Below are 25,754 nucleotides of genomic sequence, written 5' to 3'. Positions count from 1 at the left end.
AAAGAGTGCCGAGTGAGATGCGACATTGGAAAGTTTGACGTATATTTGCAGCAAAGATTATCTTTACAATATCTATGAACGACTGTCAAGCTACAACAATGAAAGATATCGCCGAGAAATTCGGCGTGTCGGTGTCTACCGTTTCCCGCGCCCTCAACGGAAGTACGAGGGTGAGGAAGGATAAGCGTGACGCCATCTGTGAATATGCCAAGCAGCACGACTTCTATCCAAACAACATCGCGAAATCACTGAGGAACTCAAAGCGCGAACCAATAAAGCTGATAGGCGTCATAGTGCCGGAATTCACCCACTATTATTTCTCGTCCGTGCTCACTGGTATAGAGGAGGCTGCGGCAGCACGCGGCTACCGGATAATAATAACGATGAGCAAAGAGAGCTACGAACGGGAAGTGCAGATATGCCAGATGTTCGAAGCTCATCAGGTGTGTGGCGTCATAGTGTCGCAGGCAAAGGAAACGATGCAGTACGACCACTTCAAGTCGCTTCAGAACAAGGGGATAGCGCTCGTTTTCTTCGACCGCATCTGCACGGGTATCAATGCAAGCCTCGTTGTGGTGGACGACTACATGGGGGCTTTCAAGGCCGTGACGCATCTCATTGAGACTGGATGCAAGCGTATAGCCTTCTACGGTATGAAGGGCCGGGCAGAGATAGGCAAGAACAGATACAACGGATACCGTGACGCCCTGCTGAAAGCCGGTATCACACCAGACGACAATCTCATCATTGCCTGCGACAACAGGGAGGACGCCGAGAAGCTGACACCGGAGATGCTGGAGCGCAATGACAGGCCCGACGGATTTTTCTGCGTGAACGACGACACGGCAATCGGAGTGATGTATACGGCGAAGAGGATGGGATTCAATATTCCCGACGACATATCGGTGTGCGGATTCACCAACGGCAACCGTGCCGTGGCGTGCGACCCGATGCTCACCACCGTGGAACAGCGCGGAGTGGAGGTGGGAAAAGAGGCTGCCACGATTCTCATGGACCAAGTGGAGCGGCTGACAGACCCTGACAAGATAGAGAAGCGGGTGGTGAGGACACGACTCGTGGTGAGGGGAAGCAGCAGATAAAAGAAACAGGAAACTGATAAGGAAACAAATAACATAATCATAATGAAACAGAAACAGGATTTAAGTTTTTGGAAGCTATGGAACTTAAGCTTCGGATTTTTCGGCGTACAGATAGCCTACGCCCTGCAAAGTGCCAACATATCAAGAATTTTCGCCACACTCGGCGCTGATCCACACTCTCTGAGCTATTTCTGGATTCTACCGCCTCTGATGGGTATATTGGTGCAGCCGATAGTGGGAACGCTGAGCGACCGCACATGGTGCAGGTTCGGCAGACGAATTCCTTATCTCTTCATCGGATCGGCAGTTGCCGTTGCCGTGATGTGTCTGCTGCCAAACGCCGGTTCTTTCGGTATGGCGGTGAGCACGGCGATGGTGTTCGGACTGATATCGCTGATGTTCCTCGACACGAGCATCAACATGGCGATGCAACCGTTCAAGATGCTCGTGGGCGACATGGTGAACGAGAAGCAGAAGTCGCTCGCCTACTCTATCCAGAGCTTTCTCTGCAACAGCGGTTCACTGATCGGCTACGTGTTCCCGTTCTTCTTCACCGCAATCGGTATTGCCAACGAGGCACCGAAGGGCGTAGTGCCCGACTCCGTGATTTATTCTTTCTATATCGGTGCGGCTATCCTCATACTCTGCGTGCTCTACACCACACTAACCGTGAAGGAGTGGAACCCGAAGGAATATGCTGAATACAACGAGCGCAAGCCTGAGGCGGAGGAGCAGAAAGCCGGTTGGCTGACACTGCTGAAGAACGCTCCGTCGATGTTCTGGAAGGTAGGACTGGTACAGTTCTTCTGTTGGGCGGCATTCATGTATATGTGGACATATACCAACGGCACCATCGCCGACACCGTATGGCACACCACCGACGTTTCGTCGAAGGCTTATCAGGAGGCCGGCAACTGGGTTGGAGTGCTCTTCTTCTGGCAGGCGCTGGGCAGTGTGGCATGGGCTATGGTATTGCCAAGGATAAAGAACGATAAATTCGCCTATGCCGTGAGTCTGCTCATCGGTGCAGCCGGATTTGCCATGCTGCCGTTCATCGACGACCAGAACATCCTCGTTATCCCATTCCTGCTCATCGGATGTGCATGGGCTGCAATGCTCGCCATGCCGTTTGCCTTCGTGACAAACGCCTTGGAGGGATATGGCCACAAGGGAGCTTACCTCGGACTGTTCAACGGCACCATCTGTCTGCCACAGATAGTAGCGGCTGCCGTGGGCGGAACGCTGCTGTCGCTCGTTGGCTCGCATCAATACAACATGATGATCATGGCTGCCGTACTGCTGGCGCTCGGAGCATTGAGCGTGGGCATCATCAACAAGAAAGAACAGCCTATACAATAAAAACATAACAGAAATAACTTTAAAATATCCTGCACAATGAAGATATTTTTCAATATACAATACGCCACGACGTTCGGTGAGATTCTCAGACTCAACGTCGTAGGCAAAGGGAAAGACATCGAGAAGGTGTATTCAATGAATACCTATGACGGAAAGTCATGGCACTGTGAGATTACTGCCGAAAACGGAATGTCACAGATGGAATATTACTACAGTGTGGAGAACGGCGACAGCGAAGTGCGCCACGAATGGACCACAGTGTCTCACAGATTGGAGCTGAACGCCAAGAGGGCCATGACATACTTCGTGAACGACAGATGGAATGACATCCCTTACGACTCCTATCTCTACAGTTCGGCATTCACCGACTGCGTGAACCGCCGCCACAGGGAACCGGCGAAAGGCTCTGACTACAACCAGACTCTGAGACTCATTGTGCGCGCTCCACAACTGAGGAGCGGCAGCCGTCTGGCTCTCGTAGGCGAAGACAAGGCACTGGGCAGATGGAACCCAGATGATGCCATCTCAATGGTGGAACACAACTACAACGAATGGGTGGCTGACATCAATGTGAAGGAAATGAAGAAGGAGAAAACGGAATTCAAGTTCATCGCCTTCAACGAGAAAGGCGGAGTGGACTGGGAGACTGGCATGAACCGCCAACTGCATGCACCAACGATAAACGACGGTGAGGTTGTAGTGACGGAGTTGGACCAGGCCTTCTTCGAGTTATGCGACGAGAAACTTGCCGGCACTCTCATCCCCGTGTTCTCACTACGGTCGAAGGGCAGCTTCGGAGTAGGCGACTTCGGCGACCTGAAGATGATGATAGACTGGGTGGCCGAGACCAACCAGCGTGTATTGCAGGTGTTGCCGATAAACGACACTACATCAACTCACACCTGGACTGACTCTTACCCCTACTCTGCCATCAGCATCTTCGCCCTGCACCCTCAGTTTGCCGACTTCAGACAGTTGCCTGAGATAAAGGACAAGAAGAAGGCTCGCGAGATGGAGGCTCTGCGCAAGGAACTTAACGAGCTGAAACAGATTGACTATGAGAGGGTTAACAATACCAAGACAGACTATCTGAGAATAATATTCAAGCAGGAAGGCGAGGCTGTGATGAAGGGCGAAGACTTCAAGATGTTCGTAAAAGAAAACGAACACTGGCTAGTGCCCTACGCTCAGTATTGTCATCTGAGAGACTCTTTCGGAAACGTGGACTTCTCTTCATGGAAGGGACACGAACAATGGCATGAGGCTGACCGCAAGAAACTCACCGATCCGAAATCGAAGGAATATGGCGATGTGGCGTTCTACTACTATGTGCAGTTTGTGCTCGACAGACAGATGCGTGCGGCTCATGAGTATGCCATGGCGCGTGGTGTGATTCTCAAGGGCGACATACCTATCGGAGTGAACCGCAACGGATGTGACGTATGGCATGAGCCTCAATACTTCAACCTCAACTCACAGGCGGGCGCTCCACCTGACGCTTTCTCCATAAACGGACAGAACTGGGGATTCCCTACCTACAACTGGCAGAGGATGATAGATGACGGATGTGAATGGTGGATAAGAAGATTCCAGAACATGGCGAAATACTTTGATGCCTACCGCATTGACCACGTGCTCGGTTTCTTCCGTATATGGGCTATACCTACCACCTGTGTTCACGGACTGCTCGGACAATTCGCCCCGTCGCTCGGAATGACGAGAGAGGAAATTGAAGGCTATGGCCTGCACTTCCAGGAGGAACTGTTCACCACTCCGTTCATTGCCCGTTGGGTCGTAGACCGTGTGTTCGGCATCCATGCCGACGAGGTGGTGGAGAAATACCTCGACCACAAACACGACGACATCTTCGCCCTGAAACCGGAATACGACACGGAGCGCAAGATTGAGGCCGTCTTCAAAGGCAAAGACAGCATGGACGATGTGTGGGTAAGAGACGGTCTGTATGCTTTGGTGAGCGATGTGCTCTTCGTCCGCGACGACAACGACCCTAACAAGTTCCATCCAAGAATCACGGCACAGCTCAACTTCATGTATGAAGCGCTCTACGACAGCGACAAGGAGAAGTTCAACCGTCTATACAACGACTATTACTACCGCCGCAACAACAATTTCTGGTATAACGAGGCAATGAAGAAACTGCCTGTTCTCGTGCAGGCAACCCGAATGCTGGTGTGTGCCGAAGACCTCGGTATGGTGCCAGACTGCGTGGCATGGGTGATGGATCAGCTGCGCATCCTCAGTCTGGAACTGCAGCAGATGCCGAAAGACCCGAAGGTGAAGTTCGGCATTCTCTCGCGCAACCCTTATCGCAGCGTCTGCACACTCTCTACTCACGACATGCCGACACTGCGCCAATGGTGGGACGAGGATTACGAGCGCACACAGGTTTACTATTCTTCTATGCTCTACCGTGGCGGTGCTGCTCCTCATCCACTGCCGGGATGGCTGGCACGCGACATAATAGCAAACCAGCTGACTTGTCCGTCGATGCTCTGCATCCTGTCGCTGCAAGACTGGTTTGCCTTAGACGAGAAACTGCGTCTGCCCGACGCTGACGCCGAGAGAATAAACATCCCTGCCAACCCCCGCCACTACTGGCGCTACCGCATGCACATCAACATCGAAGACCTGATCGCTGACAAGGAATACAACGATGCGATTAAGGAACTGGTGAAGCTGAGATAAATATCTGAAAGAAAAGAATAACGACAATAACGAAACAATGGAAAAGAAAAAGTCAACATATAGTCCGCTGGATTTCTTTCCGGCGGCATCAAACTACAGCGGTCTGAGAAGCGCGCTGCTGTCCATCGCATTATTGCCGATGATTGGAATGGCACAGACGGTGAGTTCACCGAACGGTAACGTGACGGTGAAATTCTCGCTTACCAACGACGGACAGCCTACTTACGAGATGGAATACAAGGGAAAGACGGTGTGCAAGCCGTCGCATCTCGGACTGGAACTCGCCAAAGACAAACATGCCTCAAAGGGAATGCAGGAGACCGACCTCATGAAGGGTTTCAAGGAGACCGGACACAAGACTTCCACCTTCGACGAAACATGGAAACCGGTGTGGGGAGAAACGGCAACGATACGCAACCACTACAACGAGATGGAGGTGAGCCTCAACCAGCCTTCATCGAAACGCAACATAAAAATACGCTTCCGCGTGTATGACTACGGTATGGGACTCAGATATGAGTTCCCGCAGCAGGAGGAACTGAACTATTTCGTGATAAAGGAGGAGCACACACAGTTTGCTATGGCAGACAACCACACGGCATACTGGATTCCCGGCGACTACGACACACAGGAATATGAATACCAGATCACTCCGCTCACCGGCATCAAGGACATCATACGCCGCGACCGCGAGAAATACAAGAGCAACTCATCGACCACGGTGTTCTCTGATACAGGCGTGCAGACATCGCTGCAGATGAAGACCAAGGACGGATTGTATATCAACATCCACGAGGCGGCTTGCCTCGACTATCCTACTATGCACCTCAACCTCGACGAGAAGACGCTGACATTCGAGTCATGGCTCACTCCTGACGCCGTGGGCATGAAGGGATTCATACAGACGCCTTTCAACACGCCGTGGAGAACGGTGCTCGTGAGCGACGACGCCCGTGACATGCTGTCATGCAAACTAACGCTCAACCTGAACGAACCTTGCAAGATTGAGGACACGTCGTGGATTCATCCTACGAAATACTGCGGTGTGTGGTGGGACATGATAGTCGGCAGAAAGAGCTGGAGCTACACCAACGACTATCCTTCAGTGCGCCTTGGCGAAACCGACTACTCCAAATGCAAGCCGAACGGCACTCATGGAGCTACCACAGCTGAAGTGAAGAGGTATATAGACTTTGCTGCAAAGAACGGACTGCAGGAGGTTCTCGTTGAGGGATGGAACATCGGCTGGGAGGACTGGTTCGGCCATCAGAAGCTCGACGTCTTTGACTTCGTGACGCCATACCCTGACTTCGACATCAAGGAACTCAACGAATATGCCCATTCTAAAGGAGTGAAGCTGATGATGCACCATGAGACTTCGGCTTCTGCAATCAACTATGAACGTCATCTTGAGGATGCCTTCAAGCTGATGAACAAATATGGCTACGACGCCGTGAAGACGGGATATGTGGGCGACATCATTCCGAGAGGCGAATACCACTACAGTCAGATTATGAACAACCACTACCAGCGCGTGGTGGAAGAGGCTGCCAAGCATCATATCATGGTGAACGCACATGAGGCGACACGTCCTACGGGTATATGCCGCACATGGCCTAACCTCGTGGGCAACGAGAGTGCGAGGGGCACTGAATACGAAGCTTTCGGCGGAAGCGTGCCTTACCACACGGTGATGCTGCCATTCACCCGTCTGCAGGGTGGACCGATGGACTATACTCCTGGCATCTTCGAGACGAAGCTCTCTGAATGGAGCCAGAACCAGAGTTTCGTACATTCCACGCTCTGCGGACAGCTGTCGCTGTATCTCGTGATGTACAGTCCGCTGCAGATGGCTGCCGACCTGCCTGAACACTACGAGAAATACGATGATGCCTTCCAGTTCATCCGCGACGTGGCATGCGACTGGGATGACTCTAAATACATTGAGGCTGAACCTGCAAAATACATCACCGTGGCCCGCAAGGCAAAAGGTACCGACAACTGGTTTGTCGGCGGCAAGACTGGCGAAGAGGCGCGCAACGCCGTGGTGAAGCTCGACTTCCTGGACAAAGGAAAGAAATACGAATGCACCATCTATCAGGATGCTGCCGACGCTGACTATGAGAAGAATCCGAAGGCTTACCGCATCACCAAGCGCACGGTAAAACGTGGCGACGTGTTGAAGATCAGGGAAGCCAGAGGTGGCGGATTCGCCGTGTCTATTATGGCTAAGAAATAACTAAAGAACGAGAAGTATGGTTAATATAAGAACTGCTATGACGGGCTGCATTATGGGAGTCCTCTCTCTGCCGATGTCGGCTCAGGGGATATTCAACGAGATGTCGTTCTCAGCCGACAAGACAGTGTTCAGACTCAACTCGCCCTATAAGACCACTCTGCGCATCTACAAGGATGGAGAAGGCGGAAAACCCATGAAGACTGTGAAGATGAAGAGCAATGGCGATGGCGTCTGGGAGGCTGTAGTGAAAGGCAACCTGAACGGATTGTTCTATACCTTCGACACCGGCAACGGTGAGTGTCCCGGACTCTTCGCCAAGGCTGTAGGAGTGAACGGAAACCGTGGTGCCGTGGTAAACATGCCGTCTACCGACCCTGAAGGATGGAACGAAGACAGACGACCGGCATTGGCATCGCCGGCAGACCTCGTGATTTACGAGCTGCACCACAGGGACTTCTCCATCGACCCGTCGTCGGGACTCGGCAACAAGGGTAAGTTCTTGGCGCTAACCGACCCTAAAGCAATAGAATATCTGAAGAGACTCGGTGTGAACGCCATCCATATCCTGCCATCGTTCGATTATGCCTCGGTGGACGAGACAAGACTCGACACGCCGCAATACAACTGGGGCTACGACCCGAAGAACTACAACGTGCCTGAGGGCAGCTATTCCACCGACCCGTATTCACCGACGGTGAGAATAAAGGAGTTCAAACAGATGGTGCAGGCATTACACAGGGCTGGCATCAGAGTGATACTCGACGTGGTATACAACCACACGTTCGACATCAAGAACAGCAACTTCCAGCGCGTCAATCCAGACTACTACTATCGCAAGACGGCTGACGGTAAGTATTCCGACGGTTCGGGCTGCGGCAACGAGACGGCATCTGAAAAGGCGCTGATGAGGGAGTATATGCTGGAGAGCGTGAAATATTGGGTGAACGAATACCATATCGACGGTTTCAGATTCGACCTCATGGGTGTACACGACATCGTGACGATGAACGATATCCGTGCTGCCGTAGACCAGATAGACCCAAGCATATATATATATGGTGAGGGATGGAGCGCCGGCAGCTGTGCCTACCCTACCGACAAACTGGCGATGAAGGCGAACACACGTCAGCTGAACGGCATCGGTGCTTTCTGCGACGATATGAGGGACGCACTGCGCGGTCCGTTCAGCGACGACCATAAGGGTGGATTCCTTGCCGGAATGCCTGATATGGAGGAGAGCCTCAAGTTTGGCATCGTGGGAGCAATCAGTCATCCGCAGATTGACATGACGCGTGTGAACTACAGCAAGGAGGCATGGACAAACTCCCCCACTCAGATGGTAAGCTACGTGAGCTGCCACGACGACCTGTGTCTCACCGACCGACTGAGATCGAGCATACCGGGAATAACGGAAGATGAGCTTATCCGTCTGGACCTCTTGGCTCAGACTGCGGTGCTCACCTCTCAGGGTGTGCCGTTCATTCTTTGCGGTGAAGAAATGCTGCGCGACAAGAAAGGGGTACACAACAGTTTCAAGTCGCCTGACAGCATCAACCACCTCGACTGGAACAATCTGAAGCGATACCCACAGGTGTTCGACTATTACAGCGGTTTGATAGCTCTACGCAAGAGTCATCCGGCTTTCAGACTTGCCAATGCCGATCTCGTGAGAAAGCATCTGTCGTTTCTCGATGCTCCCAAGGGAGTGGTGGCTTTCAGCCTCAACGATAATGCCGGTGGCGACTCATGGCGCGACATCATAGTGATTCTGAACGCCAACAAGCAGCCGACAGACATCAACGTGCCTGAAGGGGAATATACCGTGGTAGTAGACAACGGAAAGGTGGACGTCAACGGACTTGGCAGCATAACCGGTCAGAAAGCTACCGTGGGTGGACAACAGGCAATGGTGATTTACAGAAAGTAGAATGCCTGTAAATCCGTTTACTCATCGACTCGTTTACTTGTCAACTCGTCAACTAAAAATAACAAACTAATGAAAAAGATAATAGCAGCCCTATTGCTGGGCACAACATTAACAATGAGTGCGGCTTCAAAAATAGACAGAATTGAACCGACAAACTGGTTCGTGGGAATGAAAAACCCACAGGTGCAACTGATGGTATACGGCAAGGACGTGAGATCTGCCAACGTATCCACCGACTACCCCGGTGTACGCATCGACAGTCTGGTGCGCCTCGACAGCCCTAACTATCTCCTCATATATATGAACGTGAAGGATGCCAAGGCGGGAGTGATGAACCTGAAGTTCCAGACTGCCAAAGGCAAGGCGCAGACCGTGAAATATTCGCTCAACGAGAGGATGCAGAAGGGTGAAGACCACAAGGGTTTCTCTAATGCCGACGTGCTCTATATGCTCATGCCAGACCGTTTCGCAAACAGCGGTAAAGACAACAGCAAGATCAAGGGGATGAATCCCTACTCAATCAACCGCAACGAACCGAGCCTCCGTCATGGCGGCGACCTGGAGGGCATTCGCCAGCATCTGGACTATTTCAACCAGCTGGGAGTAACGGCACTGTGGTTTACTCCGGTGCTTGAGAACAACTCTCCCGACCACGGCAAACAGAGCACATACCACGGATATGCCACGACAGACTACTATAAGGTGGACCCACGGTTCGGAACCAACGAAGACTACCGCAGGCTCGTTGCCGACGCTCATAAAAAGGGACTGAAGGTGGTGATGGACATGATTTTCAACCACTGCGGATTCGAGCATCCCTGGGTGATGGACATGCCTTCTGCCGACTGGTTCAACTATCCTGAATGGCTGAGTCCTGAGAATCAGGCAAACAACAAGAAAACGAAGACTATAGACGGTGCGGCTCAGGTGAACGACAAATACCTGCAGACCAGCTATAAGCTGACTCCGGTGCTCGACCCATACGCCAGCCAGGTGGACATGAAGGAGACCGTTGACGGATGGTTCGTGCCTTCGATGCCCGACCTCAACCAACGCAACAGCCACGTAATAACTTACCTCATCCAGAACAGCGAATGGTGGATAGAGACAGTGGGCATCGACGGTATCAGAATGGACACCTACCCATATGCCGACCGCAAGGCAATGGCAAAATGGATGGAGGTGCTCAACGAGGAATATCCTAACTTCAACACCGTGGGAGAGACATGGGTGACAGAACCGGCATACACAGCGGCATGGCAGAAGGACTCGAAACTCAGCGACATCAACTCTAATCTGAAGACGGTGATGGACTTCAGCTTCTTCGACAGACTGAATCTTGCCAAAAACGAAGAGACCGACGGATGGTGGAACGGTTTCAACCGCATCTACAACTCGCTCTGCTACGACTATCTCTACAATGACCCGTCACACGTGATGGCATTCATCGAGAACCACGACACTGACAGATTCCTCGGAGAGGGTCAGGACACTCTGAAACTGAAACAGGCTCTCGCCCTGCTGCTCACCATCAACCGCATTCCACAGCTATACTACGGTACGGAGGTGCTGATGAACGGCTCGAAGAAGGTGACCGACGGCAATGTGCGCCGCGACTTCCCTGGCGGTTTTGCCGGCGACAAGCGCAATGCTTTCACCAAAGAGGGACTCACGAAGGAGGAGAACGCAATGTTCAACTGGACAAGTCGTCTGCTACACTGGCGCAACGGCAACGACGTGATAACAAAAGGCAAACAGACTCAGTTCATCCCTTACGACGGCATCTATGTCATTGCCCGCACATTGGGCAACAAGGTGGTGATGACCGTGTTAAACGGCACAAGCCATGAAAAGAAACTCCATGTGGAGCGTTATGCCGAAGTGATAAACGAAGCACAAACAGCCACAAACATTCTGACAAACAGAAAGATAGACATCACGAAGGATGTAACGCTCTCACCTCGTGGCACAATGATTCTGGAGTTTGAAAATAAATAAACACAATTCCCCATGAACAAGAAACTAATTACTGCCATCGCTGCAATAGCATGCCCATCCATGCTCATGGCACAGGGATGGCCTACAAATCATCAAGGCGTGATGCTCCAGGGATTCTACTGGAACAGCTACGACGCCTCAAACTGGAAAAAACTCGAGACACAGGCCGACGAACTGTCTAAGTATTTCAACCTGATATGGATTCCGCAAAGCGGCAACTGCGGAGGTGAATCCATGGGATACGACGATCTCTATTGGTTTGACAACTACAAGAGCGCATTCGGTTCTGAAGAGGAACTGCGCTCTATGATATCCACCTTCAAACAGAAAGGACTGGGCACCATTGCCGATGTGGTGATAAACCACAGGAAGACGCTAACAAACTGGGTTGACTTCCCGAAGGAAACCTACAAGGGAGTGACATACCAGCTGCTGCCTACCGACATCTGCAAGGATGACTGCAGCGGAAAGACCGCTACATGGGCTAAGGAGAACGGCTACAATCTGAGTGACAACAACGACACGGGAGAGGGTGTCGACTTTGCCAGAGACCTCGACCACAACAGCAGCAACGTGCAGAACAACGTCAAGGCTTATCTCGACTTCCTACTCAACGACCTGGGGTATTCCGGAGTGCGCTACGATATGGTTAAGGGCTACGACGCCAAATTCACCGGTATCTACAACACTGCGGCAAAGCCTGCATTCTCGGTAGGCGAATATTTCGACGGCAACAAGCAAAATGTGGAAAACTGGATAAATGGTACCACCCAGAATGGTGAGATACAGAGTGCGGCATTCGACTTCCCCACCCGATATGCCGTTCGCGACGCCACGGCATACAGCAACTGGACAAAGCTCGACAACGGTGGACTTGCCACGGATGGCGACTACTGCCGTTATGCCGTGACATTTGTTGAAAACCACGACACGGAGAAGCGGTCTGAATCGGAGCAGCAGGATCCTATCAAGAAGGACACCCTCGCTGCCAACGCCTATATCCTCGCCATGCCGGGAACGCCGTGTGTGTTCATGAAACACTGGATTGACCACAAACGGGAGATAAAGAACATGATTCTGCTGCGCAACCTCACAGGCATCACGAACCAGAGCGCATGGAACCGCAACGTAAGCACCGTGGCACGCTATGTGTTCACGACCACGGGTACTAACGGACGACTTCATGTTGCCGTGGGTACATCGGCAAACAGCTATACTGCCGACAACACTACATGGGCGCTCGCCACAGAGGGATACCACTATCGCTACTTTCTGGAGAGAAACAGAGAGACGGCATGGATAGACCTGCCATCGGGGGAATATCATGACACACCGAAGGCTTTGCTGCGCGCCATTTCTACAAACGACAACGCCAAGATTGTATACACTCTCGACGGTACTGCTCCGACAGCCAACAGCAGCGTGGCTGAAAGCGGATATGAGGTGGCACTGCCTGAGGGCGACGTAACTCTCAAGGCTGGACTGCTCGTTGACGGCAACGTGACGGGCATCACGGAGCGCCACTACTCCATCAAGGCTTTCTCGCCTTATGCCATAACGGTGAACGTGAATGCCGACCAAGTGGGCTGGACCGCAATGAACGTATGGTCGTGGGGCGGCGACGGAAGCCACAACCCAACGATACAAAAATGGCCTGGCGACAATGTGACGACAACGGTGACGGAGAATGGAAAGACATGGTATTCACTGGGCTATACCATGAACAGCATAGACGACTACGTGAACTTCGTGTTCAGCACCGACAACGGCAAGTCTCAGACTGAGAACATCCAGAACGTCAATGCCACCACTTATCTCGAAATAACGCCAGAGAAAGACAGCAACGGCCACTACAAGGTTGCCAACGTGACATCTCAGTATTCCGGAATCGCGGTTCCGTCAACCGCCATCATGCCTATAGCAAAGTCTACCACCGTAGTCTCTCTCGACGGTCGCACGCTGCGCTCCTTCTCCGGTCATGTTTCTGCCGGCGAGGCAACCCAAGGTCTTCCATCTGGAATATACATCGTGAACGGCAAGAAGGTAGTGAAGTGATTTTGGCTACTGTAGCAATTATTGCCGCCTTTTTTCACAAGCGGCTTCCTATTACCCCAAATCAGCTGCAACAGTTGGTTTGGGGTATTTTATGCCCAAACGGTCATTAGGCCGTTCAACCCCAATCGGTCATTAGGGCTTGCTTGGATTTTGCTTTTTAGAAAGATGGATTTTGTTTGGTTTTTAATGAGTAATAGCGAGCTATTGCGAATTAAAAACAAGCAAAAGGCGCCTTATAAAAAACAAAAGACTGCAAGCAGTTATTATAATTATACATTAAACGGCCTAATGACCGATTTGGGTTCAATGTAATTTTTATTATTGCACTTTGGAGTTTCACCGGACAGCAATAATATGATATAAAATGCCAAAATATTGCTTAAAACTTTGGTGTGGGATTGCCAAAGGATAGAGAAATGTCATTACCTTTGTATAAAATAAACTGCACCTCAGCAAAAGAAATAAAATCATTTATTTCATTTTGCATTCGGTTTGCATTATCTTTGTATAAGATAAGCGGCACCTCAGCAAAAGAAATAAATCCATTTATTTCATTTTGCATTCGGTTTGCATTATCTTTGTATAAGATAAGCGGCACCTCAGCAAAAGAAATAAATCCATTTATTTCATTTTGCATTCGGTTTGCATTATCTTTGTAGACAACTTTTCTGAACCTGATGGAGATATGAACGGATTACGAAACATTGAGTCAGAACACGGCATGGCGGTGGCGAGATGGATAACGACCTTATGGATGCTGACCATCGTTTGTCATGCCTCGGCACAACGGAAGGGTATCGTAATAGATGCCTCAACGAAACAACCGCTGAGAAACGTGTTCGTGAAATGCGACAACGACAGTACCATAAAGACTCCATGGGACGGTACATTCCAACTGCCGGAGAAATTCCAGACTGTGGCATTCTATCATCCGAACTTCGAAAAGAGGGTGTTGAACCACAAGGAGTTGACCGACACGGTGTTCATGCTGCCATCGGCAAGGATGCTCAACGAAGTGGTGGTATACGGCAAGAGGGGAAAAATAAGAGATTTCACAAGAATGACAACAATCGACAAACAATTGCTTGGCATAAAGCCGACGAATGGTTTCGACATTCTCGGACTGCTGAAACTCATCACCAACCCTATACAGCGAAGCATAGAACACAAAAAGGAGGTGAAGAAACAGAAGCGCAAACAGATATTGGATAATTATTAACCCATATATAACAGGAAAAAAACATCATTGCATGAACAACCTATACCTGCCCGCTGAATGGGAAAGACAAAGGGCACTGCAACTGACGTGGCCTCATAAGGACACGGACTGGAACTATTGTCTCGACGAGATAAACAACACGTATGTGGAGATGGCGGATGCCATAACAAGATATGAACCGCTGATTATCGTGGCACCCGACACGAAGGAGGTAGAGAGGATGCTATGCGGCAGACTTTCTGAAGAGCAGATGAAAAGGGTGACGCTACACCAGTGTCCTACCAACGACACATGGGCAAGAGACCACGCCTTCATCTCGCTGAAAGAGAGGAATGCTGAAGACGGCCCTCTCACGCTGCTCGACTTCCGCTTCAACGGATGGGGCGAGAAATTCGAAGCGTCCCTCGACAATTCCATCAACCGCAGTCTGTATGAAAACGGCATCGTGGAAGGACGGTATGAAGACCACAACGACTTCGTGCTCGAAGGCGGATCGATAGAGAGCGACGGCAAGGGAACGGTGTTCACCACAAGCTGCTGTCTGCTTGCCCCCCACCGCAACCAACCTCTCTCGCGACAGGAAATAGAGAAGCGGCTGAAGGAGTCGCTACGTGCCGACCGCATAGTATGGATAGACTACGGACATCTAACAGGCGACGACACCGACGGACATATCGACACGCTGGTGCGCACTGCACCCGACGACACGCTGGTGTATGTGGGATGCGACGACAAGGAGGATGAGCAATACGACGAGCTGCACCGCATGGAAGAACAACTCACCACGCTGCGCACCGACGACGGCAGACCATACCGTCTGCTGAAGCTGCCGATGCCGGAGGCGATGTATGAGGACGGTGAACGACTGCCTGCCACATACGCCAACTTCATCATCATAAACGATGCCGTGATTTATCCTACATACAACCAACCTGAAAACGACGAGGAGGCACGACGCGTCATAGCAGAGGCTTTCCCCTACAGGGAACTGATTGGCATAGACAGCAGCGTGGTGGTGAGACAGCATGGTTCGCTGCACTGCTGCTCAATGCAGTATTTCAAATAGACAGGGAAAGAGTCTCTGACGGGCGAAACCAAGTCATGTTATTCTGCTGACAGCAGCCCCCACCTGTCCTCCCCCGTAGGGGAGGGACAGATAGTAATGACCGGTGAAGGCAGCTGATGAAAATGACAAGCAGAGTAACCTCAGAGGAAAACAGCAACGGAGTAACTTGCATCTCCCCTACGGGGGAGAACGAGAGGGGGCTGATAATGATTGCCAGGCAATGAATACCTATGACAGCAGCCCCCACCTGTCCTCCCCCGTAGGGGAGGGAATGGTATGCATGCCTCTGAAAGCACTTGGATATGCAAGGTAACAAAATGGAATGTCATCTAAGCCCTTGAAATCTAAGCAAGGCAACAAAAAAGATAACTAAATACAAAATAACAATATGAGCCAACTAAGAATAGGAATTCTGCAGCAGAAGAAGACTGCAGACATCATTGAAAATATGAAAGCCATAGAGGAGAACGTGACAGACCTCGCCAGACGTGGCGCCGAACTGATCATCCTCTCTGAGCTGCACAACTCCCTGTATTTCTGTCAGGTGGAAGATGTGAACAACTTCGACCTCGCGGAGACAATACCCGGACCGTCTACCGACTTCTTCGGTGAACTGGCACGCCGCCTGGGAGTGGTGATGGTGATATCGCTCTTCGAAAAGAGAGCTGCAGGACTCTACCACAACACCGCCGTGGTGATAGAGAAAGACGGAACGATAGCGGGCAAATACCGCAAGATGCACATCCCTGACGATCCGGCATACTACGAGAAATTCTATTTCACTCCCGGCGACCTGGGATTCCATCCGATACAGACTTCAGTGGGAAAACTCGGAGTGCTCGTATGCTGGGACCAGTGGTATCCTGAGGCAGCACGCCTGATGGCGCTCCAGGGAGCTGATCTGCTCATCTACCCTACCGCCATCGGATATGAAACAAGCGACACACCAGAGGAGCAACAGCGCCAGCGCACGGCGTGGACAACGGTGCAGCGAGGACATGCCGTGGCCAACGGACTGCCGGTAGTGACAGTAAACCGCGTTGGCTTTGAGCCAGACCCATCGGGACAGACAAAGGGAATACAGTTCTGGGGCAGTTCGTTCGTTGCCGGTCCACAGGGCGAACTCTTCTATCAGGCTTCTGACGACGATGAGGAGAGTCTCGTTCTCGACATCGACCTCGGCCACAGTGAGCAGGTACGCCGTTGGTGGCCATTCCTGCGCGACCGCCGCATTGATGAATATGGCGACATAACAAAGAGGTTTATTGATTAGACAAGTGGATTACAACCAAGCAGTCATAAAAAAATAAAGTAAACGTCCTAATGACCGATTTGGGTTAAAGATATCGCAAAATAAAAGACGGGCAGACAAGGATTCATTTCCTGTCTGCCCGTCATTTATTTTGCCATTATTCTAAACTGCCTTATTTCTTGCTAAGTCCTATTTTGCTGCCGAAGTTGCAGAACCAGAACACGTATACATAATAGATGAACATCATTGCCACAGCATAGCCAACGCCGAGTGCCGGGTTGTCAACAATCCATCCCATAAGCAACGGGAGAGTGGCGCCACCGACAACACCAAGGTTGATGATACCGGATGCCTTCTTCGTATGCGGACCGAGTTCCTGCAGACCGAGGTTGAACACCAACGGCCACATCACAGAATGGAAGAGTCCTGCGGCAAGCATTGCCCATACAGAAGCGATGCCGGTGAGGAAGAACGAAGCTGCCACACACAAGGCTCCGCAGCAAAGACAAATGGAGAGGATACGACGCGGTTTGAACTTATTGAGAATAGCAGCTCCCACGAACCTGCCGACCATCATTCCGCCCCAATAATAAGGAAGGAAGTCTGTCGCTGTGCCATAGGCTGCCAATTCCGGATTGCTCTTGAAATAAGCAGGCAACATGGATGGCACTCCGAGCTCGATACCCAAATAGAAGAAAATGCCGAGCATACCGAACCACACGTGAGCATAGCTGAACACGCTGCTCTTATACTCCTTGCGCTCACCGCCCTCCTCTTCTGCCTGCTGCTCCTCGTTGATGTTCGGCAACTTCATGAAGAAAAGCACGACACACAGGATAAGAGTGAATATGCCGAGTCCGAGATATGGTCCGGGCACTGCATCGGGGGTCTTGGCCTTGCCGGCGATGATGACGTAGGTGATGAATACCGGTGCCACAGTAGTGGCAGCGGAGTTGAGGGCATTAGACAATGTCATGCGGAAAGCTCCCTTTTCCGGCGAACCGAGCACCATGACGTATGGATTTGCCACGAGCTGAAGCATCACGATACCGAGAGCCACGATGAACATGCTGCCGAGGAACACGGAATATATCACCGATGTCTCCATACCGAGCAGCGACGAAATGCCAAAGTAGTTGATTACGAATCCGATGCCCACAACGGCGAGTCCGAGCAGCAGGGTCTTCTTGTAGCCTATCTTGTTCATCATCATTCCAAGAGGAATAGAGAGAGCATAGGCTCCATAGAATGCTGTATTTACCAACTGTCCCTGAGAGTCTTTCAGTCCGAAAGCCTCTTTGCAGAACTCAATCATCGAATTGTTCATTGTTGTGATGAAGCCGATAAGAAACATCACGGCAAACATCACGATAAGCGCAAACGTATAGTTAGGCGCCTGCTTCTTTTGAATATTGTCCATAAGTTAGTAATATGTTTATATATTTATGTTTGTTGAGTACAAATTGACGAGTTGGCAAGCAAACGAGCTGACGAGCCACAGGTCAATAATAAATAGTCAATAGTTGATGATATGAACTGACGGGCTGACAAATTCATGAACCTCCGGGATTTCTCCTCTTCAATCCATAGATTTGTCAACCCGTCAACCGATATCTTTACGACAGTCTGTCCTCTGGCACACCGATCATTTCCTTCTTCACCACTGTGCGCTTGCGGATAGTGCGCTTGCGCTTCGGCTTATCCTCCTCTGCCACAGTCTTCACTCCGGCAAGTTCCGGGTCTATCATGATACGTCCGCAGTATTCGCAAACGATAATCTTCTTGTGCATCTTGATGTCGAGCTGTCTCTGAGGCGGAATCTTGTTGAAGCAACCACCACAGGCGTCACGCTGCACGTAAACGATGCCGAGGCCGTTGCGGGCGTTCTTGCGGATACGCTTGAAGCTTGTGAGCAGACGTGGCTCCACCTTCATCTCCAGATCCTTGGCTTTGTCTCTGAGGCGTTCCTCTTCGGCACGTGTCTCCTCGATAATCTCGTCGAGCTCGTTCTTCTTCTCTTCGAGAGCCTGCTTGCGGTCGTCGATCTGCTCCTCAGCACGCTTCAGGTCGCTCTTGCGCTCCTCCACCTTGGTGGCAGCCTCGCGGATCTTCTTGTTGCAAAGCTCTATCTCAAGTGTCTGGAACTCAATCTCCTTCTTCAGCGTGTCATACTCACGATTGTTCTGCACGTCGTCAAGCTGTTCGTTGTATTTCTTCACGCTTATCTGTGCAGCGGCGATCTCAGCCTTCTTCTGGGTGACAGCCTGCTGGAAGTCTTCTATCTCGTCCTTGATCTTCTCCACACGGGTGGTAAGACCGGCAATCTCGTCCTCAAGGTCTTGCACCTCGAGAGGCAGCTCTCCTCTGAGGGCTCTTTTCTCGTCGATGGCCGACAATGTGGTCTGCAACTTGTAAAGAGTCTCCAACTTCTCTTCTACTGTCAAATCTGTAGGATCTTTTTTAGCCATATTGCTTTTACAAATAAATTATAGGATTGGTGTTCTGGCTTGTGACAACGCATCTCACTCCTTCACACTGCTCCTCGATTATTGATTTAAATATTTCGTATGTATATTGTTCGCTCTGATAGTGGCCGATTACGGCAATCTGTATTTCCTGCTCATGAGCGAAATAATCATGATAGTGCATCTCTCCCGTCACGAAGGCGTCGGCACCGGCGGCTATCGCTTCCGGCAGGAGGAACGACCCTGCTCCTCCGCAGATGGCTACCGTGCGGATAGGGCGTCGCAGCAGCTGGTTGCACTGCACGCACTCCACATCGAACTCCCGTTTGAGCATCATGATGAAATCGTCTGCCGCCATTGCACCTGGCAACTCTCCCATCACTCCGCTGCCGCATGTGATGCCATCCACCTGTTTCTCGGTGAAGAACTTCACACCGGTGAGCTGCATCTTCTCTGCCATCTTGAAGTTTACGCCACCCTGGGCATTGTCCATGTTGGTGTGCATGGAGAGGATCGTGATGTCATGCTTGATAGCCTTTGCCACTGCCCTCTGTACGTCGTCAGCCCCCACCACTCTTTTCAGCGGACGGAAGATGAGCGGATGGTGTGAGACAATGAGGTTGCACCCCTTTTCTATCGCCTCGTCAACGATGCTGCTCGTCACGTCAAGACACAATAATGCCCCTGAAACTTCCGCCTCTGTCAATCCAACCTGCAAGCCGGCATTATCAAAGCTCTCCTGCAAGGGCAGAGGCGCGAAACGCTCAAGGGCACGAACCACTTCTATTATTTTCACGCTTTACAGCCTTTAAAATGTTCATTCCGCTTTTACCTGTTGCACACCGCTGACATGCGGAATATACCTATTATAATATTTTAGAGTGCAAAATTAGCAAAACTATCTGATTTCTTGAAGAAATTACGCTATATATTAATATGTTTTAACCCAAATCAGCCAACAACAAGGTGAAAACAAGTAATTTCCACGGTTTTGATGACCAATTTGGGTTACAAAAACACGCTATGCAATGATGTATATCGGCTACCACATCAGATTCCCCAATCTTCGGGACTTGCGGTTTTCTCCACTTTCTTCTCCACATCGTCGGGAAGCGACGGGAAGAAGTCGATGCCTGTGATGCGCTCCACTTCATCTACGCTGTTCACATAGTCGCCTTTCGGACGGTTGCCATCCTCGTTCTTGTATATGAAACCGATTGCCTTCGGAGTGCCTTCCATACAGAGCACCACCTTGAAGAACGCTTCCGGCACCACGACCTTGTTCTTGCCGATGGTCTTGTGCTTGCCTTTATATAGAACCGGACCGCACACCACGTACACCTTGCCGTATTGCTGTGCCCAACGGCGGCAGGCATTCTCCATCTCGTTCCAGTCGCCACGGTTCAGACTGGGATTCTGCGGACAGATATTGGTGAACAGAAACGACTCCCACATCGCCTCTTTGTCCCATTTGTTGTCGCCTGCCGGACACATGTGCCCGCGGTCGTAGCCTGAACTGTAGTAGTCCCAGTCTGTGGCTCTCGGTTCTGCCACGTCTTCGTCTTCATGAAATGCCTTGCGCGGACGCTTCACATCTCCTTCCAGCCTGCTGGCATCGAGACGCCATGCCACCCAGTTGGGGAGTTTCGTGTCTGCGTTATACGACACGGCATACCCTCTTCGAGTGAGTATCTGCTCTTTCACGCCCTTCAGCGGAGCCGGTATCTCCAACCCGTCCGGATCAGCAGCCGCAATATCTACAGTCGACGCCCCCGCTTTATCCTGCGCCACACCGCTCTTCGTGGCAACGTCAATCAACCCCTTGACAATGTCTTTCGAACCGCCGTTGGCGGTGCATCCGAAGAAGACGGCAAGTACTGTGAGCAGAAGTATCTGCTTCCTGAATAGTTTTCTCATTTCGAAATATATCTTTAACTGTATTATTTAAGTTGCTTTAATGTCTGGTCAAAGGCTATTCTCCCGTGGCATAGCCACACCATTTTCACAGGATGAAGGAAAAACATCCATCATTCTATTCGTTTGCAACTGCGAAGGTAATGATAATAATCGGAAAATCGTCATACACCAATGACGGAAGTGCAAAAAAAAGCAGAATTGTCACACTCTGTAAACCATAAAAAAAGATGATCCCCCAGCAAGCTCTCTATGCTAAGGGACCATCCAAAGAAATTGGTCTTGATTTGTTTACTACCTATTGAAAATTAACCTTTTTACCAATCTTCTGATGATTATCACATCATCAACACTAAACTAAACCTATTATATATCTTTGTCGCCGACCGCATTAATGCCTTCCTTCCATTATCATCGTTGCGGATAGCTGTGTTACCATCTTGAAAAAGACTCACTGGCGGTCGTTTTTTTCTTCATCAAATTGGATTGAGAATAAAAGCGATATGGCTTTCATCATATAGAATATGATTGCCAATGAGTCTTTTCTGAGCGTCGCGTCTTCTCAGATTGCCGCTCTCAATATCTACAATATTTATTTCCGCTTGCAAAGTTATCGTAAGAGCGCGCCAAGCGGTATAAAATTTGTTTCATATAATAATAAAAATCGTTCACGGTATCAAAAATAGCGCAAAATGAACATTTTATAACTATAAAAAGTAATTATCCGAAGCTTTTTTATGATGAAATATTCAGAAATATAGTTTTTCACTTATAAAACATCACGACACAATTACTATCAATAACCGATGCAAATATAGAGAGAAATGAGACAAGCTGCAGCGTTTTGTGACACCGCAATCCAAAACATCACAATAAGAAGACAACAAATAAGACGCGATAAGACAAGAATCAGGACGGAGAGCCAGCATTAAATCATCTGCCGCTCCTTATATCGCTCGGCTGCATGCCATACTCGTCCTTGAAACATTTGGTGAAGTATGACGGTGAGGAGAACCCCACCTCGTATGCTATTTCGGCTATACCCTTGTCGGTATGCTCCAGCTGCGACTTCGCTCTCTGCAGACGCGATTTGCGCAGCAGGTCTACTACAGATATTCCCATTACTGCCTTCACCTTGCGATAGAGCTGCACTCTGCTGAGTCCCATTTCTCTGCCTATAGCCTCAACGCCAAACTCGCTGTAGCCCATATTATGCTGTATGATGAGACGCAGACGTTCCACAAACTCCTGGTCGGAGCTTGACATGCCTACTGGGTCTTCTGCCACATCCTGCATGCCCATGATTGAATCCTTGAGCTTCCGGCGGCTGCTCAGCAGGTTTTCTATTCGCGTTCTCAGAAGTTTCGAACTGAATGGTTTCGTGATATACGAGTCGGCACCGTTCTCATAGCCTTCTATCTTCTGTTCGTCGAGAGCCTTTGCCGAAACGATGATTACGGGTGTCTGACTGGTGGCGGAGTTTCGTTTCAGTTCCGCACAGAGTTCCAGTCCGTCGATTCCCGGCATCATGACATCGCTGATGACGAGGTCTGGATGGAATGTCCTCGCCATCTTGAGAGCCTCGTTGCCGTCGGCAGCCTCTATGATGACATAGTAGTCTGACAGTAGCGCCTTCATATAATCCCTTATCTCCTTGTTGTCGTCGGCGATGAGCAGCGTCGGTTTGTTGTCATCGCCTATCACTTTCTGCACCAGACTGTGTTTCACGCCAGCATCTTCATCTGCCGGTATTGCCGTATAATTATTGCCGGCGCCGGCGTCTTCGTCATCGACCGTGTAACAACAACTCTCCACAGCCATGTCTTCCAACTGCTCGCCACCGTGTTCTCTCGGTATCACCACAATGAAATTGGAGCCCTGTCCCTCATGACTGCTCACCATCACTTGGCCTCCGTGCAGTTCGGCGTATGCCTTCACGATGGCGAGTCCTATGCCTGTGCCTCCCTCCGTGCCTTCGGTCTGGAAGAATCGTTCAAATACCTTTTCGCGGTCTTCCTCCGGTATTCCCTTGCCGGTATCGCTCACGCTGATAAGCACCTTACGGTCGGGCATGTCGCTCAGCGTCACCATAACGGTTCCTCCGGCAGGAGTGAACTTTACGGCATTGCTGACGAGGTTGAAGACGATGCGGTTTATCTTCTCCTCATCGCCAACAAAGTCGCTGTCGGTATACTTGTCTGTGTTTATCTCGAGGTTCACGTTTTTCTTCTCCACAGTAGGATAGAAGTCGCTCACCCATTGTCTCACCTTTTCTGCCAGACTGAAATTGCACAGATGCAATTTCACGTTGCCGTCCTGTATTTTCCTGAAGTCCATGATGTCGTCAACGAGCCGCCGCAGGGCATTGGCATTGCGGCGCACGATGACAAGGAGGTTTCTGCCGTGTTTGCTCAGTTTTTCGTCTTTGAAGAGTTGTTCCACGGGGTCTACGATGAGCGTGAGCGGAGTGCGCAGCTCATGGCTCACGTTGGTAAAGAATCTGAGACGCGACTGTGTGAGCGCTATCACTTCGGTATTGAGCTTGTTCAGCTCTTCGTTGCGTTTGGTGAGCTGCTGCGCGAGCTTGCCTTTTGCCATACTGCTCTTCCGCATCATCACTACGGCTGCAATGAGGAGCACAAGTAATACTCCCAGCAGACTGATGAACAGTTCCTGTCCGCTGTTGTATCTCTGGTATTTGTTCACCTGATTATGCAACCGTTCGAGCATATTTCTCTGTTGCTCGGCGTTCAGGTCGGTCATCAGTGTCAGTTCGGCATTGTTTTTCGTGATGATGGTGGTAGAGAGGCTGTTACTGCGGTTGAAGTCCTTGCCTGTGAGTATCTTCATTGCGAGGTCTACCACTTCCTGTCCTCCTGTCGGGTTCAGATACGATGCGTCGAGAATACCTTCGTTCACCATCTCCACTCCTCCGCCTTTGCCGAGCAGTCCGTCCACACCCACGAATTTTACCTTTCCCGAGAGGTTGTGGCGGCGCATGGTGAGGTATGCGGCATACGCCATACGGTCGTTATGGGCATAGACATAGTCGAAATCGGTGGTCTTTGCCAGTATCTTCTCCATTGCCTTTTCTGCCCCTGTCTGTTCCCAGTCGGCGCCTTCGCTCGCCACGATTTTCACATCGGGGTAGTTCTTCAGGGCATCCACGAATCCCTCGTGTCTGCCTTTGGCCGGCGAGGAGTTGTCGAGACCGCGTATCTCCACCACCCTACCGCTGCCGTTGAGCTGGTTGGCGATGTATGTGCCGAGATCGAAACCGATGCGATAATTGTCGCAACCGATAAAGGCGGTGTATTTATTGGAGTTCGTCGTTCTGTCAAAGAATATCACGGGAATGCCTTTGTCGTAGGCGCGTTCAATGGCTTTGGTCACTCCGTCGAGCTGGTTGGGACACACAACAAGGAGGTCGATGCCTTCGTCCACCAGACTGTCTATCTGTGCTGCCTGCTGTGCGTTGTTGTCTTTGGCCGACTTGATGTCTACTTCCACGGAATCGTTGATATAACTCATGAAGCGGAACTCACTGTTCTGCTTTTGGCGCCAGCTGTCGTCGGAGCATTGGGAGATGCCGATTCTATATTTATGTGTTTTTTCGGAACAGCAAACCAGAGACATTGCAGCCACTGATGCCAGCATTACTGCCGCCACCATAGTGGATAACTTCCGACCAAAGTTTGTTTTATTCTGAATCATAATATCAAAAATACTTTTACGCATCAAATTACATACCTATATCAATTATATACCTATTATATATAGCACAGGAAGTCTGTCATTGGATTTCCGTCTGCGTCTTATTACAAAGCTCTGCGCTTATCGCCCTGACAGAACAAAAGCATGTTTCGCCCCGTCAATCCGGTTTACCTAAAACGTCCCCTTAACAGCACATGGGGATATCCCATTGCGCCCATCACAATGTAATTGCATTTTCCGATTCATGACAGTCGTCACAACGACCTCCTCTTATGCTTCGTAGATAATTGTAGATATCCTTATACTTTCAATACATTCACTCTGCAAATATACGACATTCTTTTCACATTAAGTCCATTTGCCGATAAAATTTCTTCTTTTCAGACAGACCACAGGCCGGCCACAAGGCTACTGAAAATCCTTCATGCGGATGAGTGTCATTGCTTTAACCCAAATCGACCATTAGGGCTTGCTTGGATTTTGTTTTTTAGAAGAGCGGATTTTGTTTGTCTTTTAATGAGTAATAGCGGGCTATTACGAATTAAAAACAAGCAAAAGACGCCTTATAAAAAGCAAAAGACTGCAAGCAGTTATAAAATATGACATAGAACGGCCTAATGACCTCTAAGTTTGCAGAAGATTGCGACGAAGTCGCATAAACTCCAAAATAATCAAGGTAAAACTATGATTGCTAAAGACAGTTTCGTACCTTTGTTGTAAAAAGGTAGAATCGGTCTGTC

At 50.3% G+C, this 25,754-nt stretch carries 16 protein-coding genes; 10 read left to right on the top strand and 6 right to left on the bottom strand.

All coding sequences use genetic code 11. From position 1 onward, the window contains the following. The first annotated feature begins 74 nt into the window (after window positions 1-74). The 7 genes from ST42_RS06000 to ST42_RS05970 all read left to right on the top strand — a co-directional run bounded on the left by ST42_RS06000 (window position 75) and on the right by ST42_RS05970 (window position 13,384). On the top strand, window positions 75-1,100 hold the full coding sequence (locus tag ST42_RS06000) for a LacI family DNA-binding transcriptional regulator (protein ID WP_022317142.1): 1,026 nt from the start codon (window positions 75-77) through the stop codon (window positions 1,098-1,100). Between the two features lie 42 nt (window positions 1,101-1,142). Beyond that, window positions 1,143-2,459 (top strand): MFS transporter, encoded by a 1,317-nt coding sequence (locus tag ST42_RS05995; protein WP_044072840.1) that lies wholly within the window; start codon window positions 1,143-1,145, stop codon window positions 2,457-2,459. A gap of 36 nt (window positions 2,460-2,495) precedes the next feature. Next, window positions 2,496-5,165, top strand: a complete 2,670-nt coding sequence (locus ST42_RS05990; RefSeq protein ID WP_044072839.1) for a 4-alpha-glucanotransferase — start codon at window positions 2,496-2,498, stop codon at window positions 5,163-5,165. 139 nt (window positions 5,166-5,304) lie between these two features. Next, window positions 5,305-7,404: a glycoside hydrolase family 97 protein gene (locus tag ST42_RS05985; RefSeq protein WP_042518766.1), complete on the top strand. Its 2,100-nt coding sequence runs from the start codon at window positions 5,305-5,307 to the stop codon at window positions 7,402-7,404. Between the two features lie 37 nt (window positions 7,405-7,441). Next, window positions 7,442-9,331: a type I pullulanase gene (pulA, locus tag ST42_RS05980; RefSeq protein WP_197068918.1), complete on the top strand. Its 1,890-nt coding sequence runs from the start codon at window positions 7,442-7,444 to the stop codon at window positions 9,329-9,331. Window positions 9,332-9,400: 69 nt separating this feature from the next. Next, window positions 9,401-11,329 (top strand): glycoside hydrolase family 13 protein, encoded by a 1,929-nt coding sequence (locus ST42_RS05975; RefSeq protein WP_042518725.1) that lies wholly within the window; start codon window positions 9,401-9,403, stop codon window positions 11,327-11,329. Window positions 11,330-11,341: 12 nt separating this feature from the next. Further along, window positions 11,342-13,384, top strand: coding sequence for an alpha-amylase family glycosyl hydrolase (locus ST42_RS05970; RefSeq protein ID WP_156139309.1), 2,043 nt, complete (start codon window positions 11,342-11,344; stop codon window positions 13,382-13,384). A 379-nt stretch (window positions 13,385-13,763) separates the two neighbouring features. Here the strand turns inward: ST42_RS05970 and ST42_RS05965 are convergent, their stop codons facing one another. Beyond that, complete coding sequence (locus tag ST42_RS05965) at window positions 13,764-14,021, bottom strand: hypothetical protein (protein WP_044064769.1); 258 nt, start codon at window positions 14,019-14,021, stop codon at window positions 13,764-13,766. A 48-nt stretch (window positions 14,022-14,069) separates the two neighbouring features. Here ST42_RS05965 and ST42_RS13160 point away from each other — a divergent pair, with 48 nt between their 5' ends. From ST42_RS13160 to ST42_RS05950, 3 genes are all read left to right on the top strand, one after another. Next, a complete protein-coding gene (locus ST42_RS13160) occupies window positions 14,070-14,603 on the top strand; it encodes a peptidase associated/transthyretin-like domain-containing protein (protein WP_156136968.1) in 534 nt (177 codons plus the stop codon). 31 nt (window positions 14,604-14,634) lie between these two features. Further along, window positions 14,635-15,669 (top strand): agmatine deiminase family protein, encoded by a 1,035-nt coding sequence (locus tag ST42_RS05955; protein ID WP_044072835.1) that lies wholly within the window; start codon window positions 14,635-14,637, stop codon window positions 15,667-15,669. Window positions 15,670-16,057: 388 nt separating this feature from the next. Then, window positions 16,058-16,942, top strand: coding sequence for a carbon-nitrogen hydrolase (locus tag ST42_RS05950; protein WP_022317661.1), 885 nt, complete (start codon window positions 16,058-16,060; stop codon window positions 16,940-16,942). A gap of 151 nt (window positions 16,943-17,093) precedes the next feature. On the opposite strand, the gene gluP is transcribed toward ST42_RS05950, so the two are convergent. From gluP to ST42_RS05925, 5 genes are all read right to left on the bottom strand, one after another. Then, entirely contained in the window at window positions 17,094-18,341 is a 1,248-nt protein-coding gene (gluP, locus tag ST42_RS05945; RefSeq protein ID WP_022317660.1) for a glucose/galactose MFS transporter, read from the bottom strand. 196 nt (window positions 18,342-18,537) lie between these two features. After that, the gene (locus tag ST42_RS05940) at window positions 18,538-19,389 is read right to left on the bottom strand and encodes a zinc ribbon domain-containing protein (RefSeq protein WP_022317659.1); all 852 of its coding nucleotides are present in this window, start codon (window positions 19,387-19,389) and stop codon (window positions 18,538-18,540) included. A gap of 7 nt (window positions 19,390-19,396) precedes the next feature. After that, complete coding sequence (locus ST42_RS05935; RefSeq protein ID WP_044072833.1) at window positions 19,397-20,182, bottom strand: Nif3-like dinuclear metal center hexameric protein; 786 nt, start codon at window positions 20,180-20,182, stop codon at window positions 19,397-19,399. A gap of 254 nt (window positions 20,183-20,436) precedes the next feature. After that, a complete protein-coding gene (locus ST42_RS05930; RefSeq protein ID WP_044072832.1) occupies window positions 20,437-21,303 on the bottom strand; it encodes a DNA/RNA non-specific endonuclease in 867 nt (288 codons plus the stop codon). 930 nt (window positions 21,304-22,233) lie between these two features. Next, entirely contained in the window at window positions 22,234-25,014 is a 2,781-nt protein-coding gene (locus tag ST42_RS05925; RefSeq protein ID WP_082028595.1) for a substrate-binding domain-containing protein, read from the bottom strand. Between the last annotated feature and the right edge of the window lie 740 nt (window positions 25,015-25,754).

Source organism: Prevotella pectinovora, from assembly GCF_000834015.1.
GTDB lineage: Bacteria > Bacteroidota > Bacteroidia > Bacteroidales > Bacteroidaceae > Prevotella > Prevotella pectinovora.
Note: the sequence above shows the minus strand (reverse complement) of the source record. Positions and strands in the feature narration are given on the sequence as shown.